The sequence below is a fragment of the Inquilinus ginsengisoli genome (assembly GCF_050434925.1).
In the GTDB taxonomy this organism is placed as follows: domain Bacteria; phylum Pseudomonadota; class Alphaproteobacteria; order DSM-16000; family Inquilinaceae; genus Inquilinus; species Inquilinus ginsengisoli_B.
The window spans coordinates 631,601-645,026 of record NZ_JBNDJK010000001.1 but is presented as its reverse complement, the minus strand read 5'-3'; the positions used below and the strand labels follow the sequence as shown (position 1 = coordinate 645,026).

The window sequence follows — 13,426 nt, the reverse complement described above, 5'->3', positions numbered from 1 at the left end:
CCTGTTGATTGCGGTGCTGGTTCTGGCCGGGGGGGGCGGCCTGGGCCCAGCAGGCGGCGCCTGCCGCGCCGGTGCCGCCTGCCGCGCCGGTGCCGCCTGCCGCACCGGCGACGGCGGAGCAGCCCCCGCCCGCCTCGGTGCATCAGCTGCTCGATCTGCTGCGCAACCCGGAGGTGCAGGGCTGGCTGGCGCAGAAGCAGGCCGCGCAACCGGCGCCGGCCGTCGCGGCCCCGGGCTCGTCCGAGATGGACGAGATCGACATGATGCGGATGCAGACCCGCAGCAAGCTGCAATGGTATGCCGAAACCGCGCGCGACCTGCCGGGCATCCTGGCCGCGGTCGGGGTCCGGATCGGCGGAGCGCTGTCCGAGCTCGGCCTGGTCGGCCTGGTCCTGGCGGTCGGCGGCTTCGTCGGCATCGGCATCCTGGTCGAATGGCTGTTCCGGCGCCTGACCGCCTCGATCCGCCACCGGCTGATCCATGCGCCCGGGGCCGGGGTCGGCGAGCATCTCGCCGTGTTCGCCGCCCGCCTCGTCTTCGCGGTCGGCGCGGTGGTCGCCTTCGCGATCGGCAGCCTCGGCACCTTCCTGATCTTCTCCTGGCCGAGCGGCTTCCAGCACCTGGTATTGGCCCTGCTCGCCATCGTGCTGGTGGCCCGGCTGGCGCGGGCGGTGCTGCGGCTGGGCCTCGCCCCCGGCCGGCCGGATCTGCGCCTGGTCGCGGTGCAGGAGAGCGTGATCCCGGTGGTCATGCGCTGGCTGATCGCAATTCCGACGGTGATGATCGGCGGCGTGTTCCTGGCCCGGCTGATGCGCCGGCTGGACGCGCCGGAGGACGCGTCGATGCTGATCCGCGAGCTGACCTCCTTCCTGGTGCTCGCCTTGGTCGTCGCCTTCACCTGGCGGCGCCGGGCCTGGACCAACGAGCCGGGCATCAGGGACGATCTCGCGCGCTGGGTGGTCACGGTGGCGATGGTGGCGGCCGCGGTGCTGGTCGCGCTCGGCGCTGCCCGCGCCGCGATCACCATCTTCGTGCTGATGCTCCTGCCCTGGGCCCTGCGCCAGATCCGCGAGGCGGCGCGGTCGGTGGCGTCGCCGGGTTCGGTCGAGGGCAAGGACAAGCCGCTGGCGATGCTGGTCGAGCGGACGGCCCAGGCGCTGATCATCCTCGGCGCCCTCGCCTTCCTGGCGCAGCGCTGGGGCGTCGATTCGATGCACGCGATGATGGCGGCGGAGGAGCCCGGGGCGATGGCATTGCGTGCCGCCCTGCGCATCGTGCTGACGCTGATCGTGGTCGACCTGCTGTGGCATCTCGGCCGCGGCCTGATCGACCACCATCTCAGCCGCTCGACCGAATCGATGTCGGCGATGGACGTCACCCGGCAGGCCCGGATGCGCACGCTGCTGCCGCTGTTCCGCAACGCCTATTTCGTGACCCTGGCCACGGTCGCGGTGCTGGTGGTGCTGTCCGCGCTCGGCATCGACATCGGGCCGCTGCTGGCCGGCGCCGGCGTCATCGGCCTGGCCATCGGCTTCGGCGCCCAGACCCTGGTGAAGGACATCGTCTCCGGCGTCTTCTTCCTGCTCGAGGACGCGTTCCGGATCGGCGAATATGTCGAGATCGGCAACCTCAAGGGCACGGTCGAGGCGATCTCGATCCGCTCGCTCAAGCTGCGCCACCAGCGCGGCGCGCTGCAGACCGTGCCGTTCGGCGAGGCCCGGGCGATGACCAATCTCAGCCGCGACTGGGTGGTCATGAAGATGGAGTTCCGGGTGCCGTTCGACACCGATGTCGATCAGGTGAAGAAGATCGTGAAGAAGATCGGCGCCGAGATCGCCGCCGACCCGGTGCTCGGCCCGCATCTGCTCGATGCCCCGAAATCCCAGGGCGTGCGCCAGATCGAGGAGTTCAACATGGTGGTCGGGATCAAGTTCATGTCCCGGCCGGGCGAGCAGTTCATGATCCGCCGCCAGCTGTACCAGCGCATCCTCGAGGAATTCGACGCCGCCGGCATCCATCTCGCCCGGCGCGACGTGGTGGTGCGCAGCCATGACGGCGGCCCGGTCGACCCGGCCGTGGCCGCCGCCGCCATCGCTGCGACCGGCGGCGAGCCCGCGCGGGGGTGAGGGCCGGAGCCGCCCCTCGCCTTCCGTCGCCTCGTGCCTCCCTCTCCCCTCCGTCTCATCGTCATTCCCGCGGAAGCGGGAATCTCCTGCCATCGGCTGGGGCGAGATCCCCGCTTTCGCGGGAATGGCGATTTTTTGGTAGGGGAAGGTCGGGCCGGCGGCCGGTTCACCCGGTGTCGGGCTTGTCGGCTTCGTCGAGGTCGGGATAGGGCTCGAGGCCGAGGGAGCGGCAGAGGCGTTCGGCGACCCGCATCGGCGGCTCGGCGTCGATCAGCGCGGCGACATCGGGCTCCTGCAGCCGGGCCTCGATCCCGGCCTTCAGCGCGGGGATCTCGTCGGCATCCACGTATCGCAGCGGCTGCGTCATCAGCTCGGCCACCCGGACCCGGCGCCGTTTGCGGATCTCGTCCGGGGTGCCGGTCAAGGGCGGCGGGTAGGGCGGGTCCGACCAGTCGGAGGCCCGGCGGCGCCATGCGTCCGACAGGCCGACGCCGTAGGCCAGGCCGGCGATCACGGAGCCGACCGGCCGGTCCTCGATCCGGTTGTCCTCGTCCTGGTAGAGCGCGTCGATCCGCTCGTGCAGATCGGGGGTGAGCTCCTCGGCCCGGTCGTGCTCCCCGGGCGACAGTTCCGGGTCCCAGGCCAGGGCGTCGAGGGCGTCGGTGACATGGTTGCGCTGGCGGGCGCGGCGAGCGGCCTCGTCGCGGGCGCAGAGGTCGCCGGCGGCGCGGGCGCGTTGGGCCAGGGAGCGCTGCACCGAGTTGGAGAAACAGCTGAAGGCCCGGCCGGCCTCCTGCACCTCGGCCCTGGCCGCCTGCACCACGGCCTCGGCGGCCTTGGGCGTGGCGGCGCGGGCGCCCTCGGCTTCGGCCAGTTGCATGGCGATCTCGGCCAGGCGCGTGAGCATCTGGACCTGCTGCAGTGCGAGGCCGCGGCAATAGGCCTGGATGTCGAGATCGGATTCCGTGCTTGTCTTCATGGAACCTATCATGAACGAGTCGCAAACGGTCGCGCAATGAACATTGCGTTAACTTGAGTTGGCGCGGCGGCGCCGGGGCTGAATCGCCACGGATCGTCGCGCCTCGCTATGACGGTCGCGCGCTTCTGGATGGCGGGCCCCCCGGTTCTGGACGGTGTGCAGCTGTAGCGATTGGTCTGCAAAGGTGAAGGGTTTCGGATGCCGGCCCGTCGAGACCTATCCGCCGGCGCTGAGGGCCGGCGTCCGAAACCCTGCACCCAAGCGGTCCCTCTAGCCCTTGCGCTCGAATTACGGCTTCAGCCGCGCCCCAGCCAACTTAGGTCGACCTCCGCGGACAGCCGATTAACCCGGATCTGGTCCGTCGCATACGACACCGCGATGAGGCATCGCCGCTATATCACGAAGTCGCCCGCCACCACGCCGATGGCCCCGGCGAGTTGGATGTGGAAGTCCGAAGTTCCGTCGCCGTTGATGTCGCCGGCAATGGTGGTGATGGAGCCGTTGGAGTGGTAGCGCAGCTGCCCGGCGACGCCGGTATAGAGGCCCGTGCCGATGAAGCTGAAGGCCTGGTCGCCCGCAGTCCCGGTGTCGGCGTCGATCGCCGACAGGTCGATCTTGTCGCCCTGGGCATGGCTGAAATCGGCAACCCGGTCGGCATTGGCGCCGACCGCGCTCTCCGCCGCGCTGCCGTAGGCGAAGCGGTCCGCCCCGGCGCCGCCGATCAGCGTGTCCTTGCCGCCAGAGCCGGTGAGCGCGTCGCTGCCGTTCCAGCCCTGCAGCCTGTTGACGTCGGCATTCCCGACCAGGCTGTCGTTACCCTGGCTGCCGGAGAGGTTCTCGATCCCGTTCAGGATGTCGCCCTGGGCGTCACCGCCGGTGTTGGCGTTGGTCGCCAGGCTGACCGAAACGCCCACTGAGCCAGTGTAGTAGCTGGCAGTGTCGCTGCCGCCGTTGCCTTCCAGGAAATCCGCCCCAGCGAGGCCAGCGAGCGTGTTTGCGCCGAAGTTGCCGTAGATCTGGTTTTTGGCCGCGTTGCCGGTTCCGTTCAGGTCGGCAAAGCCGTTGATGAGATTCAGCACCTCGACATTGTCGGCCAGCGTGACGCTGGCGAAGGCGTATATCTGATCATTGCCCTCGCCGGCGCGCTCGATCACGATGTCGCCGGCGGCATGAACCGTAATGATGTCGTCGCCGGTGCCGCCGATCAGGATGTCGTCGCCGTCACCGGTCAGCCAGTCGCTGCCGCTGCCGCCGTCGACGATGTCGCTGCCGGCTCCGGCGTTGACCAGGTCGATGCCCTCGAAGCCGCGCAGCACGTCGCCTCCGGCGCCGCCGATGAGGAGGTCGTCGAACTGGGAGCCCATGATCGATTGCGGCGTGGTGTCGTAGGCGGCCGTGAACACGTTCCAATGGTTTGAGATCGACTCTCCCCAGTAATTCGCCGCCCATAATGTGATGCCATAGGAGTTCACGCCCAGTCTGGAGTCAAGCCCTAGGCTGATCACGACCTGGTTGCCCCAAGTCCCGGATCCGCTCTCCTCGATGATGCGGTGGCCATCGGCCCCGGAATAAGTGATGGTCCAGATAGTTGCATTGGTATCGTCGGGATTGATATAGGAGTCCAAGAAATAGCCGACCTTTATGTCGAAGGTGCCGGCCGAGCGGTCGATCTCGGCGTTGAGCCAGTAGCCGCTCATCGATGTTCCCCCTTTGGAGCCTGTGTTGAGCGTACCAACCCGGCCGCAGGCTTCCCGGCCGTGCAGGGTCCCGCCGTCGCGGATCGGGACGAAGCGCGCTTCTTCGCGGCGCCGCTCGCGTTTCCAAATCGTCGCCTTGAAACAGGAAAAAAGGCGCGTCTTGAATGGTCGACGGTATACCACGGGGCGCGGCGCCGCGGAATGACCCGATTGGGCCGGCGGCCCCCGGCTCACGGTTCCGCCCGACAATGACTTTAGACTGTGCGAAAGTTCGGCCAGTCGACGTCGAGCTCAACCTGGAGCGCTACCATTGCTGCCGACCGCTTTCCGCCCGAACCCGGTCGGCCAGGCCGAATGACCGGCCCGGAAGCGGCTATCGCCCTCGCCGCCGAAAAGCGGAACTGACCCGATTCGAACCAAAGCGGCCCTGTCCGCTTTCGGGCTAGCTTGGATTGCCGGACATGCCCGCTTCGAGGAACCCAGGAGGGCCATCAACCGTCTGCGAAGAGCCGCTTCCGGTCAGCAGCGGGGCCGCCGGCTTGCAGTGCGCGGTGGTGGCTCGGCCCCCGCAGGGGCGTGGCGATCCGGTGGCATCGACCCCAGGATCGCCACGTCGCTTCATTCCTCGCGATGACGGTCTGATAGGGCGGGCAGCGTTACATCAGCCCGTTCCGCTTCAGGATCTCCGGCGCGTTCTCCTTGGTGATGGTCTCGGTCGGCAGGACGATGGTCTTCTCGACCTTTTCGCCCTTCAGCAGCTTCACCGCCTGGCGCAGGCCTTCGGCGCCCGGGGTGGGGTACAGGAAGGTCGCCGCCAGCTCGCCCTTGTTGACCCAGACCACGCCCTCGTTCGGCAGGCCGTCGACGCCGACGAACTTGATCTCCTTCTCGCGCCCGGCGTCCTTGGCGGCGAGATAGGCGCCATAGGCCATCGGGTCGTTGTGACCGTAGACCAGGTCGATCTTCTCGAAGTTGCGCAGGGCGGTCGACATGATGTCGTAGGCCAGGTTCTGCTTCCAGTCGGCCGACTGCTTGTCCAGCAGGTATTTCAGCCCGGGCTCCTTGTCGGCCACCGCGTGGAAGCCGTCGGACCGGTCGTGCGAGGCCTGGGTGCCGAGGCCGCCCCAGATCTCGACGACATTGCCGGCCGCCTTGCCCGCGCCGCCCAGGGTCTTGACCACGAACTCACCGACCGCCTTGCCGATCACGACGTTGTCGCCGCCGATGAACTGGGTGTAGCCCTGGGTGTCGACATTGCGGTCCAGCACGAAGACCGGGATCTTGGCCTCGATCGCCTTCTCCACAACCCCGGTCAGGCCGGCCGATTCCTTCGGCGAGATCAGCAGGGCGTTGACCTCCTGGCGGATGAAGTTCTCGACATCGGCGACCTGTTTCTCGGTCTTGTCCTCGGCGTCGGCGATCAGCAGCTCGACGTCGGGCTGCTTCTCGGCCTCGGCCTTGATGTCCTTGTTGAACTGCACCCGCCACGGCTCCAGCGTCGTGGCCTGGGAGAAGCCGATGCGCCATTTGGCGGCGGCGCGGGCCGGGGCGACCCAGCCGGCGGGCAGGTACAGGGTGACGCCGGCGCCCAGCGCCAGCGCGGTGGTCTTCAACAGATCGCGACGGTTCATGGTTGCGTTCCTTCCCGATGGATCAGCGACGATCCTTGTTGGCCCGGCGCCTCGGATCGGGCGGCGGGGTCCCGCCGGGCTGCGCGTGCCGTGCGGAACGGCGCCAGCAGATCGGCCAGGTTGCGCTCCTGCAGCAGCACGGTGACGATGATGATCGCCCCCTTGAACACCAGCTGCAGGTTGGAGTTGATGTTGTGGAGCTGCAGGATGTTCGACAGCAGCCCGAAGATCAGGACGCCGACCAGCGTGCCGGCCAGGGCGCCGCGGCCGCCCATCAGGCTGGTGCCGCCGATCACCACCGCGGCGATGGCGTCCAGCTCCAGCCCCGCCCCGGCATCCGGCTTGCCCTGGCGGTACTGGGCGACATAGAGGATGCCGGCCAGGGTCGCGAGCATGCCGGAGAAGGCGTAGGCCGCGATCTTCACCCGATCGACCGGGATGCCGGACAGCCGCGCCGCCTCCTCATTGCCGCCGATGGCATAGACGTAGCGGCCGAACACGGTCAGGCGCAGCAGCACGGCGAAGATCGCGACCGCGGCCAGGAAGAACAGGCCCGGCACCGGCAGAACGCCCCACAGCATGCTGCGCAAGAGCTCGATGTCCTCGGTGGCGTTGGTGCCGGCATAGACCGGCAGCACGGCGCTGTCCTGGCCCGCGGTCAGCCGCGACAGGCCCAGCATGCCGACCATCATCGCCAGGGTGACGATGAAGGGCTGCAGCCGCCCGGCGACGATGATGGCGCCGCTGACCGCGCCGACCATCAGCCCGGCGCAGGGCACCGCCACCAGCAGGGCCGGGACACCGAATTTGGTGCCGACCTGCGGCACCAGCCACAGGGCCGCCAGCGCGGCCAGGGCGAGGCCGGCCGCGCCCGGTACCCAGCCGTCGCGCAGCGGGTCGCGGCCCGGCCGCCGCCGGGCGCCGATCGGCCCGTCCCGGTGCCTCAGCCCGCGGCCGAGGAAGCGGACCAGCAGGAAGGCGGCCAGGAAGGCGACGGCGATGGCGGCCGGCACGGCGACGGTGGCGGCGCTGGTCCAGCCGGCCTCGGTCAGCAGCGTCGCGGTCAGCACCGTGCCGAAGGCCATCACCGACCCGACCGACAGGTCGATGCCGGCGATCAGGATCACCACCGTCATGCCGACCGCGACCAGGCCGGTGATCGACACCTGGCGCAGCACGTCGGTCAGGTTGCCATAGGACAGGAAGATGTTGCGGCCGCTGCCGCTGACCGGCGAGAAGGCGATGCCGATCAACAGGATGACCAGCAGGCCCCAGTACAGCTTGGTGCGGGACAGCAGGCGCAGGACGCTCATGGCACGGTCTCGACGGCTCGGGGAACGGGGCGGGCGGCACGGGGGGAAGCGAGGTCCATGATCGCCTCCTGGCTGGCCTCGGCGCGGGGCAGCAGGCCGGTCTGCCGGCCCTCGCACATCACCAGGATGCGGTCGGCCAGCAGCAGCAGCTCCGGCAGCTCGGAGGAGACGAGGAGGACGGCAATGCCCTGGTCGGCCAGGGCGAAGACCAGGTCGTAGATCTCCTTCTTGGCGCCGACATCGATGCCGCGGGTCGGCTCGTCCAGCAGCAGCACCCGCGGGGCGGTGGCCAGCCATTTGCCGATCACCACCTTCTGCTGGTTGCCGCCGGACAGGCGCCCGGCCGGTTGAGCCGGCCCGGTGCAGCGCACGCCGAGCCGGCCGATGGTGCCGTGCGCCAGCTCCGCCTCCCGCCCGAAGCGGCGCAGGCCGAGGCGCGCCAGAAGGGGCAGCGACGGCAAAGCCAGGTTGTCGCGGATCGAAGCGCCCAGCTGCAGGCCGGTGACCTTGCGATCCTCGGTCACCAGGGCGAGGCCGTGGCGCTTGGCGGTGGCCGGGTCGTCGATCGCCACCGGCTCGCCGTCGATCCGCACAGACCCGCCGCGGCGGCCGCGGGCGGAGCCGAAGATGGTCTCCAGGATCTCGGTGCGGCCGGCGCCGAGCAGGCCGGCGATGCCCAGGATCTCGCCGGGCTGCAGGTCGAAGCCGACGCCGTCCAGCACCCGGCGCCAGCCGCGCCGGCCCGGCACCTCGAGCGACAGATCGCGGACCGACAGCACCGGTGTGCCGCCGGCGCCGCCGCGCCCGGCCGGGTGCGCCGCCGTGGCCAGCTCGCGCCCGACCATATGGGCGATGATCCGCTCCCGCGTCAGCGCGGCGATCGGGGCGGTGACGACATGGCGGCCGTCGCGCAGGATGGTGACGCGGTCGGCCAGCTCCATCACCTCGTCCATCCGGTGCGAGATGTAGACGACCGCGACGCCGTCCCGCGCCAGCTGCCGCACCACCGCGAACAGGGTGGCGCATTCGGCCTGGGACAGGGCCGAGGTCGGCTCGTCCATGATCAGGATGCGGGTGTCCAGCGACAGCGCCTTGGCGATCTCGACCAGCTGCTGCTCGCCGACCCGCAGGCTGCCCACCCGCGCCTCCGGGTCGACGGCGATGCCCAGCCGGCGGATCAGCCGCGCCGCCGCGTCGCGCAGGGCCGGGCCGTCGACGAAGATGCCGCCGCGCAGCGGCTCGCGGCCCAGGAAGATGTTCTCGGCCACGGTCATGCCCGGCACCAGGTTCAGCTCCTGATGGATGATGCCGATGCCGGCCTCCTCGGCGTCGCGCACCCCGGCGAACTGGCGCGGCACGCCATCGACCAGGATGGTGCCGTCATAGTCGCCATGGATGCCGGCCAGGATCTTCATCAGGGTCGATTTTCCGGCGCCGTTCTCGCCCATCAGCGCGTGGATCTCGCCCGCGAACACGTCCAGGCCGACGCCGTGCAGCACGGGCACCCCGGCGAAGGCCTTGCCGATGCGGGCGGCCCGCAGCACCGGCGTGACGGCGGCCGGGCTGGTTTCTACGGCTGAACTCGACACCTCTCCTCCCTCTCTTATCGCCGGCGGTTTCGTGGCGGCCGCCCGGCCCGGCGGTTCAGGGCGACGCCCCATCCACCGTGTCCGCTTTCATCGTCCGGCGCGCCTTGCCCGGCGGCGCGGCCGTGGTCTCGCGCGTGATCAGCGGCGCCGCCAGGCGGATATGCTCCGCCGGCCGGTCCGGCGCCTCGAAGGCGGCCGTGAGGATCCGCCAGGCATGGCCGGCCAGTGCCTCGGTCGGCTGGCGGATGGCGCTGACGAAGGGGCGCAGCACGGTCAGCCAGGCGAAATCGTCGAAAGCCAACAGCGACAGGTCCTGCGGGATCGACATCCCGGCATCCTGCACCGCCCGCAGCACGCCCAGCGTGGCGACGTTGCTGCCGGTAAACACGGCCGTCGGCCGTCGGGCGGCCATGAGGACGGGCAGCACCCCGGCCCGGGTCTCCTCCTCAGTCATGCCGGGCAGCAGCACGCGGGCGCGCTGCTCCAGCCCGGCGGCGCGCATGGCCGCCAGGAAGCCCTCGACCCGCGCGGCGCTGTTCCAGAGGCGGGTGGAGTTGATGACGAAGGCCAGGTCGCGATGGCCCAGCCCCAGCAGATGCTCGGTGCCCAGCCGGGTGGCGGCGACGTTATCGACCGCGACGGAGGGGAAATGGTCCTGCGCCGCAATCCGGTCCAGCACCACCACCGGGATGCGGTGGTGCCGCATCTCGTGCTCGGTCGCCGACCAGTCTCGGGTCGGGATGATGACCAGCCCGTCGACCCGCCGCGACAGCAGGGCCCGCACCCGCTCATGCTCGCGCTCCGGGTCCTCGCGCGAGGTGACGATGATCACCTCGTAGCTCTGTGACAGGGCGATGTTCTCGAGATGCTCGACCAGCTCGTTGAACACGATGTTCAGCACGTCGGGCACCACCAGGCCGATGGTGCGGGTGCGCTGGCGGCGCAGCCCGGCGGCCAGGCTGTTCGGCCGGAAGCCCAGCGCCTCGGCCGCCTCCAGCACCCTCTGGCGGCTCCCGGCCGCGACCCCAGCCTTGCCGTTGAACACGTTGGATGCCGTGCCGAGCGAGACCCCGGCGCGCGATGCGACCTCCCTGATCGTCGTCTTCCGCTGCGACATGGCATCACTATGAAACGTTTCATATTGGAGTCAAGGCACCCGTGCGGAGGACGGAGTGGCGCTCCGCCCCGTTCCCGTTTAGGCAGGGTTTGCGATCTGGAGGATCCGATGACGGCGACCGTGCGAGCGATCTCGGGGGGCGGCGGCAAGGGCCCCGCCTGCTTCCTGGTGGAGGCGGCCGGGATGCGCCTGCTGCTCGACTGCGGCGCCGGGCCGGACGAGGGCATGCGGCCCGACCTGTCCGGCCTCGGCCCGATCGACGCCATCCTGCTCAGCCATGCCCATCCCGACCATGTCGACGCGCTGCCGGAGGCGGCGGACCGGTTCGGGCCGGTGCCGGTCTACGCCACCCCGCCAGTGCTGCAGGCGCTGCCCGCGGGCGCGCCGGCCGACCGCCGGCCGCTGGCCCTCGGCCGCAACCGGCTGGCCGGCGAACTCGCCGTCACCTGCGGCCGCTCCGGCCACGCGCCGGGCGGGGTGTGGCTGCATCTGGCGATCGGCGGCGGGCTGTTCTACGCCGGCGACATGGGCTTCGACTCGGTGCTCTTCGCCGTGGATGCCGAGCCGCCGACGGCGCGGGTCGCCATCCTCGACGCCTCCTATGGCGACGACGACACGCCGCATGAGGATCGCCTGGCCGCCTTCGCCCCGATCTTCGCCGCCAGGCGGTCGCTGCTGCTGGCGCCGGCCGGCGGGCGCGGGCCGGAGATCGCTCTGGCCGCGGCCGCCGCGCATGAGCGCAAGCCGGCGGTGTGCGACGCCAACCGGGCGGCGATCGACCGCCTGATCGACGACCCCGCCTGGCTGCGGCCCGGCGCCGGCACGATGCTGGATTCGCTGCGCCGCCGGATCGAGCCGATCGAGGCCGTCGAGCCGCCGCCGGAACGGGCGATCATCGCGGCCAAGCCGAACGCCACCGGCGGCGCCGCCAAGCCGCTTCTGGAAGGCTGGGGCCGCGACGACGGGCCGGTGGTCGCCACCGGCTATGTCGCCGCCGGCACCCCGGTGCGAAGGGCGGTGGAGGAGGGCCGGGCGGTCGCGCTGCGCTGGCCGGTGCATCCGCGACTGTCGCAGAACGCGGCGCTGGCGAGGACGCTCGGCGCCGAGGTGGTGGTGCCGGCCTTCGGCGATGCCAGGCACCGCGCCACCTGGGCCAAGGCCTTCGCCCTCACCCGCATCGCCCTGGACGAGACCGTGGAGATCCGATGACCCCCTTCCTCTTCCTGCGCCACGGCCAGAGCACCGCCAACCGCGACCGGGTGATCGCCGGCAGCACCGATGCTGCGCTGACCGAGCTGGGCGAGGCCCAGGCGCGGGAGGCCGCGATCGCCCTGGCCGGTTCCGGCATCCGCCGCATCGTCGCCAGCCCGCAGCGCCGGGCGCTGCGCACGGCGGAGATCGTGGCCGGGGCGCTGGGCCTGCCGGTCGAGACCGATACCGGCCTGGCCGAACGCCATTGGGGCGAATGGGAGGGTCGGCTGGTCGCCGACCGGCCGGACTATTTCATGGTCCCGGAGGGCGGCGAGAGCTGGGAGGCGTTCCGCGACCGCGCCTTGGCCGTCTGCCGGCCGATCCTCGCCGCCGGGCCGGCGCCGCTCGCCGGGCCCGCGGCCCTGTTGATCGTGGCCCATGCCGGCATCATGCGGGTGCTGCGCGACAGGCTGGGGCTGGGCTTCGAGACCAAGGGCGTCGGCAACGCCCTGCCGATGCGATTCACGCCGCCAAGTGCTGCGGGCTTATCCTGGCAAGTCGAACCGGTCATGAAACTGCAACCGGAACCTGCTAGCACCCCAGCCATTGTCTAAAATCCTTGGGATCGACGCACATGCTGACCCGCCTTCTCCTCGCCGCCGCCCTCACCACCCTGTCCGCCGCGGCCCTGGCCGCGCCGGGATCGCTGATGATCTACACCTCGACCCCGAACGAGGCGATGACGGCTCTGGTCGCCGAGTTCAACAAGGCGCATCCGGAGGTGAAGGTCGAGTTCTTCCGCTCCGGCACCACCGAGGTGCTGAACAAGCTGCAGGCCGAGTTCGCGGCCGGGTCGCCGCAGCCCGACGTGGTGTTCATCGCCGACGCGGTGGCGATGCAGCAGCTGAAGGATGACGGCCGGCTGCTGGCCTATGCCGACGCGCCGATCCAGGGCTTCCCCGACGGCTTCGCCGATCCGGACAAGACCTATTTCGGCACCAAGCTGATCCCGACCGGCATCGCCTGGAACACCAAGTCCGGCGCGCCGGCGCCGAAATCCTGGGCCGACCTCTTGTCCGCCGCGGCCAAGGACCAGGTGATCATGGCCAGCCCGCTCTATTCCGGCGCCGCCGTGATCCATGTCGGCACGGTCGCGGCGCAGCCCGGCATGGGCTGGGATTATCTCGACAAGCTGGCCGCGAACGGCGCGGTCGCCGGCCAGGGCAACGGCACGGTGATGGAGGCGGTGGCCACCGGTCAGAAGAGCTACGGCATCATCGTCGACTTCATGGCGCTGAACGCCAAGGCCAAGGGCTCGCCGGTCGACTTCGTCTATCCGGCCGACGGCGTGTCGGTGGTGACCGAGCCGGTGGCGATCCTGAAGACCGCGGACGACGTCGCCGACGCCAAGACCTTCGTGAACTGGCTGCTGTCGGATGACGGTCAGGCCTATATGGCGAAGCAGGGCTACATCCCCGGCAAGCCCGGCGTCGCGCTGCCGCCCGGCCGCCCGGCGGCCTCGGCGCTGAAGCTGATGCCGGTCTCGGCCGAGACCCTGGCCAAAGGCGTCGACGAGAACAAGCGCAAGTTCAGCGACGCCTTCGGGGGGTGAGGGCGCAGCCATTCCCCCTTGCTGTCATTGCCGGGCTTGACCCGGCAATCCAGAGGATGTCGACGCTCTCTGGATGCCCGGGTCAAGCCCGGGCATGACAGGTGGGAGACATGGGCGGCGTAAGGGATTAAACGCGGAGGCTCCGAGATCGTCGATCGCAGTTCCAGCGCG

10 protein-coding genes are annotated in these 13,426 nt (G+C 70.3%); 4 read left to right on the top strand and 6 right to left on the bottom strand.

Annotated features, from left to right (window positions below):
* The first annotated feature begins 8 nt into the window (after positions 1-8).
* On the top strand, positions 9-2,126 hold the full coding sequence (locus QFZ27_RS03180) for a mechanosensitive ion channel family protein (protein WP_429224634.1): 2,118 nt from the start codon (positions 9-11) through the stop codon (positions 2,124-2,126).
* A gap of 166 nt (positions 2,127-2,292) precedes the next feature.
* On the opposite strand, the gene QFZ27_RS03175 is transcribed toward QFZ27_RS03180, so the two are convergent.
* The 6 genes from QFZ27_RS03175 to QFZ27_RS03150 all read right to left on the bottom strand — a co-directional run bounded on the left by QFZ27_RS03175 (position 2,293) and on the right by QFZ27_RS03150 (position 10,452).
* A complete protein-coding gene (locus QFZ27_RS03175) occupies positions 2,293-3,105 on the bottom strand; it encodes a hypothetical protein (RefSeq protein ID WP_429224633.1) in 813 nt (270 codons plus the stop codon).
* 392 nt (positions 3,106-3,497) lie between these two features.
* Positions 3,498-4,802, bottom strand: a complete 1,305-nt coding sequence (locus QFZ27_RS03170; RefSeq protein ID WP_429224632.1) for a calcium-binding protein — start codon at positions 4,800-4,802, stop codon at positions 3,498-3,500.
* A gap of 656 nt (positions 4,803-5,458) precedes the next feature.
* Positions 5,459-6,433 carry a substrate-binding domain-containing protein gene (locus tag QFZ27_RS03165; protein WP_429224631.1) on the bottom strand — a complete coding sequence of 325 codons (975 nt, stop codon included), beginning with the start codon at positions 6,431-6,433 and terminating at the stop codon, positions 5,459-5,461.
* Entirely contained in the window at positions 6,430-7,746 is a 1,317-nt protein-coding gene (locus QFZ27_RS03160; protein ID WP_429224630.1) for an ABC transporter permease, read from the bottom strand. The genes QFZ27_RS03165 and QFZ27_RS03160 overlap by 4 nt, the downstream gene beginning before the upstream one ends.
* A complete protein-coding gene (locus tag QFZ27_RS03155) occupies positions 7,743-9,335 on the bottom strand; it encodes a sugar ABC transporter ATP-binding protein (protein WP_429224629.1) in 1,593 nt (530 codons plus the stop codon). The genes QFZ27_RS03160 and QFZ27_RS03155 overlap by 4 nt, the downstream gene beginning before the upstream one ends.
* A gap of 55 nt (positions 9,336-9,390) precedes the next feature.
* Positions 9,391-10,452 carry a LacI family DNA-binding transcriptional regulator gene (locus QFZ27_RS03150; protein WP_429224628.1) on the bottom strand — a complete coding sequence of 354 codons (1,062 nt, stop codon included), beginning with the start codon at positions 10,450-10,452 and terminating at the stop codon, positions 9,391-9,393.
* A 108-nt stretch (positions 10,453-10,560) separates the two neighbouring features.
* On the opposite strand from QFZ27_RS03150, the gene QFZ27_RS03145 reads away from it, so the two are divergent.
* From QFZ27_RS03145 to QFZ27_RS03135, 3 genes are read left to right on the top strand one after another with little or no spacing between them, the layout of a single operon-like run.
* Positions 10,561-11,661 carry an MBL fold metallo-hydrolase gene (locus QFZ27_RS03145; protein WP_429224627.1) on the top strand — a complete coding sequence of 367 codons (1,101 nt, stop codon included), beginning with the start codon at positions 10,561-10,563 and terminating at the stop codon, positions 11,659-11,661.
* Positions 11,658-12,257: a histidine phosphatase family protein gene (locus QFZ27_RS03140; protein ID WP_429224626.1), complete on the top strand. Its 600-nt coding sequence runs from the start codon at positions 11,658-11,660 to the stop codon at positions 12,255-12,257. The genes QFZ27_RS03145 and QFZ27_RS03140 overlap by 4 nt, the downstream gene beginning before the upstream one ends.
* A gap of 20 nt (positions 12,258-12,277) precedes the next feature.
* A complete protein-coding gene (locus QFZ27_RS03135) occupies positions 12,278-13,255 on the top strand; it encodes an ABC transporter substrate-binding protein (RefSeq protein ID WP_429224625.1) in 978 nt (325 codons plus the stop codon).
* The last annotated feature ends 171 nt before the right edge of the window (positions 13,256-13,426 follow it).

Coding starts and splice junctions, on each gene's coding strand:
- QFZ27_RS03135 (WP_429224625.1), top strand. CDS start 12,278: ATGCTGACCCGCCTTCTCCTCGCCGCCGCCCTCACCACCCTGTCCGCC.
- QFZ27_RS03170 (WP_429224632.1), bottom strand. CDS start 4,802: ATGAGCGGCTACTGGCTCAACGCCGAGATCGACCGCTCGGCCGGCACC.
- QFZ27_RS03150 (WP_429224628.1), bottom strand. CDS start 10,452: ATGTCGCAGCGGAAGACGACGATCAGGGAGGTCGCATCGCGCGCCGGG.
- QFZ27_RS03140 (WP_429224626.1), top strand. CDS start 11,658: ATGACCCCCTTCCTCTTCCTGCGCCACGGCCAGAGCACCGCCAACCGC.
- QFZ27_RS03165 (WP_429224631.1), bottom strand. CDS start 6,433: ATGAACCGTCGCGATCTGTTGAAGACCACCGCGCTGGCGCTGGGCGCC.
- QFZ27_RS03145 (WP_429224627.1), top strand. CDS start 10,561: ATGACGGCGACCGTGCGAGCGATCTCGGGGGGCGGCGGCAAGGGCCCC.
- QFZ27_RS03175 (WP_429224633.1), bottom strand. CDS start 3,105: ATGAAGACAAGCACGGAATCCGATCTCGACATCCAGGCCTATTGCCGC.
- QFZ27_RS03160 (WP_429224630.1), bottom strand. CDS start 7,746: ATGAGCGTCCTGCGCCTGCTGTCCCGCACCAAGCTGTACTGGGGCCTG.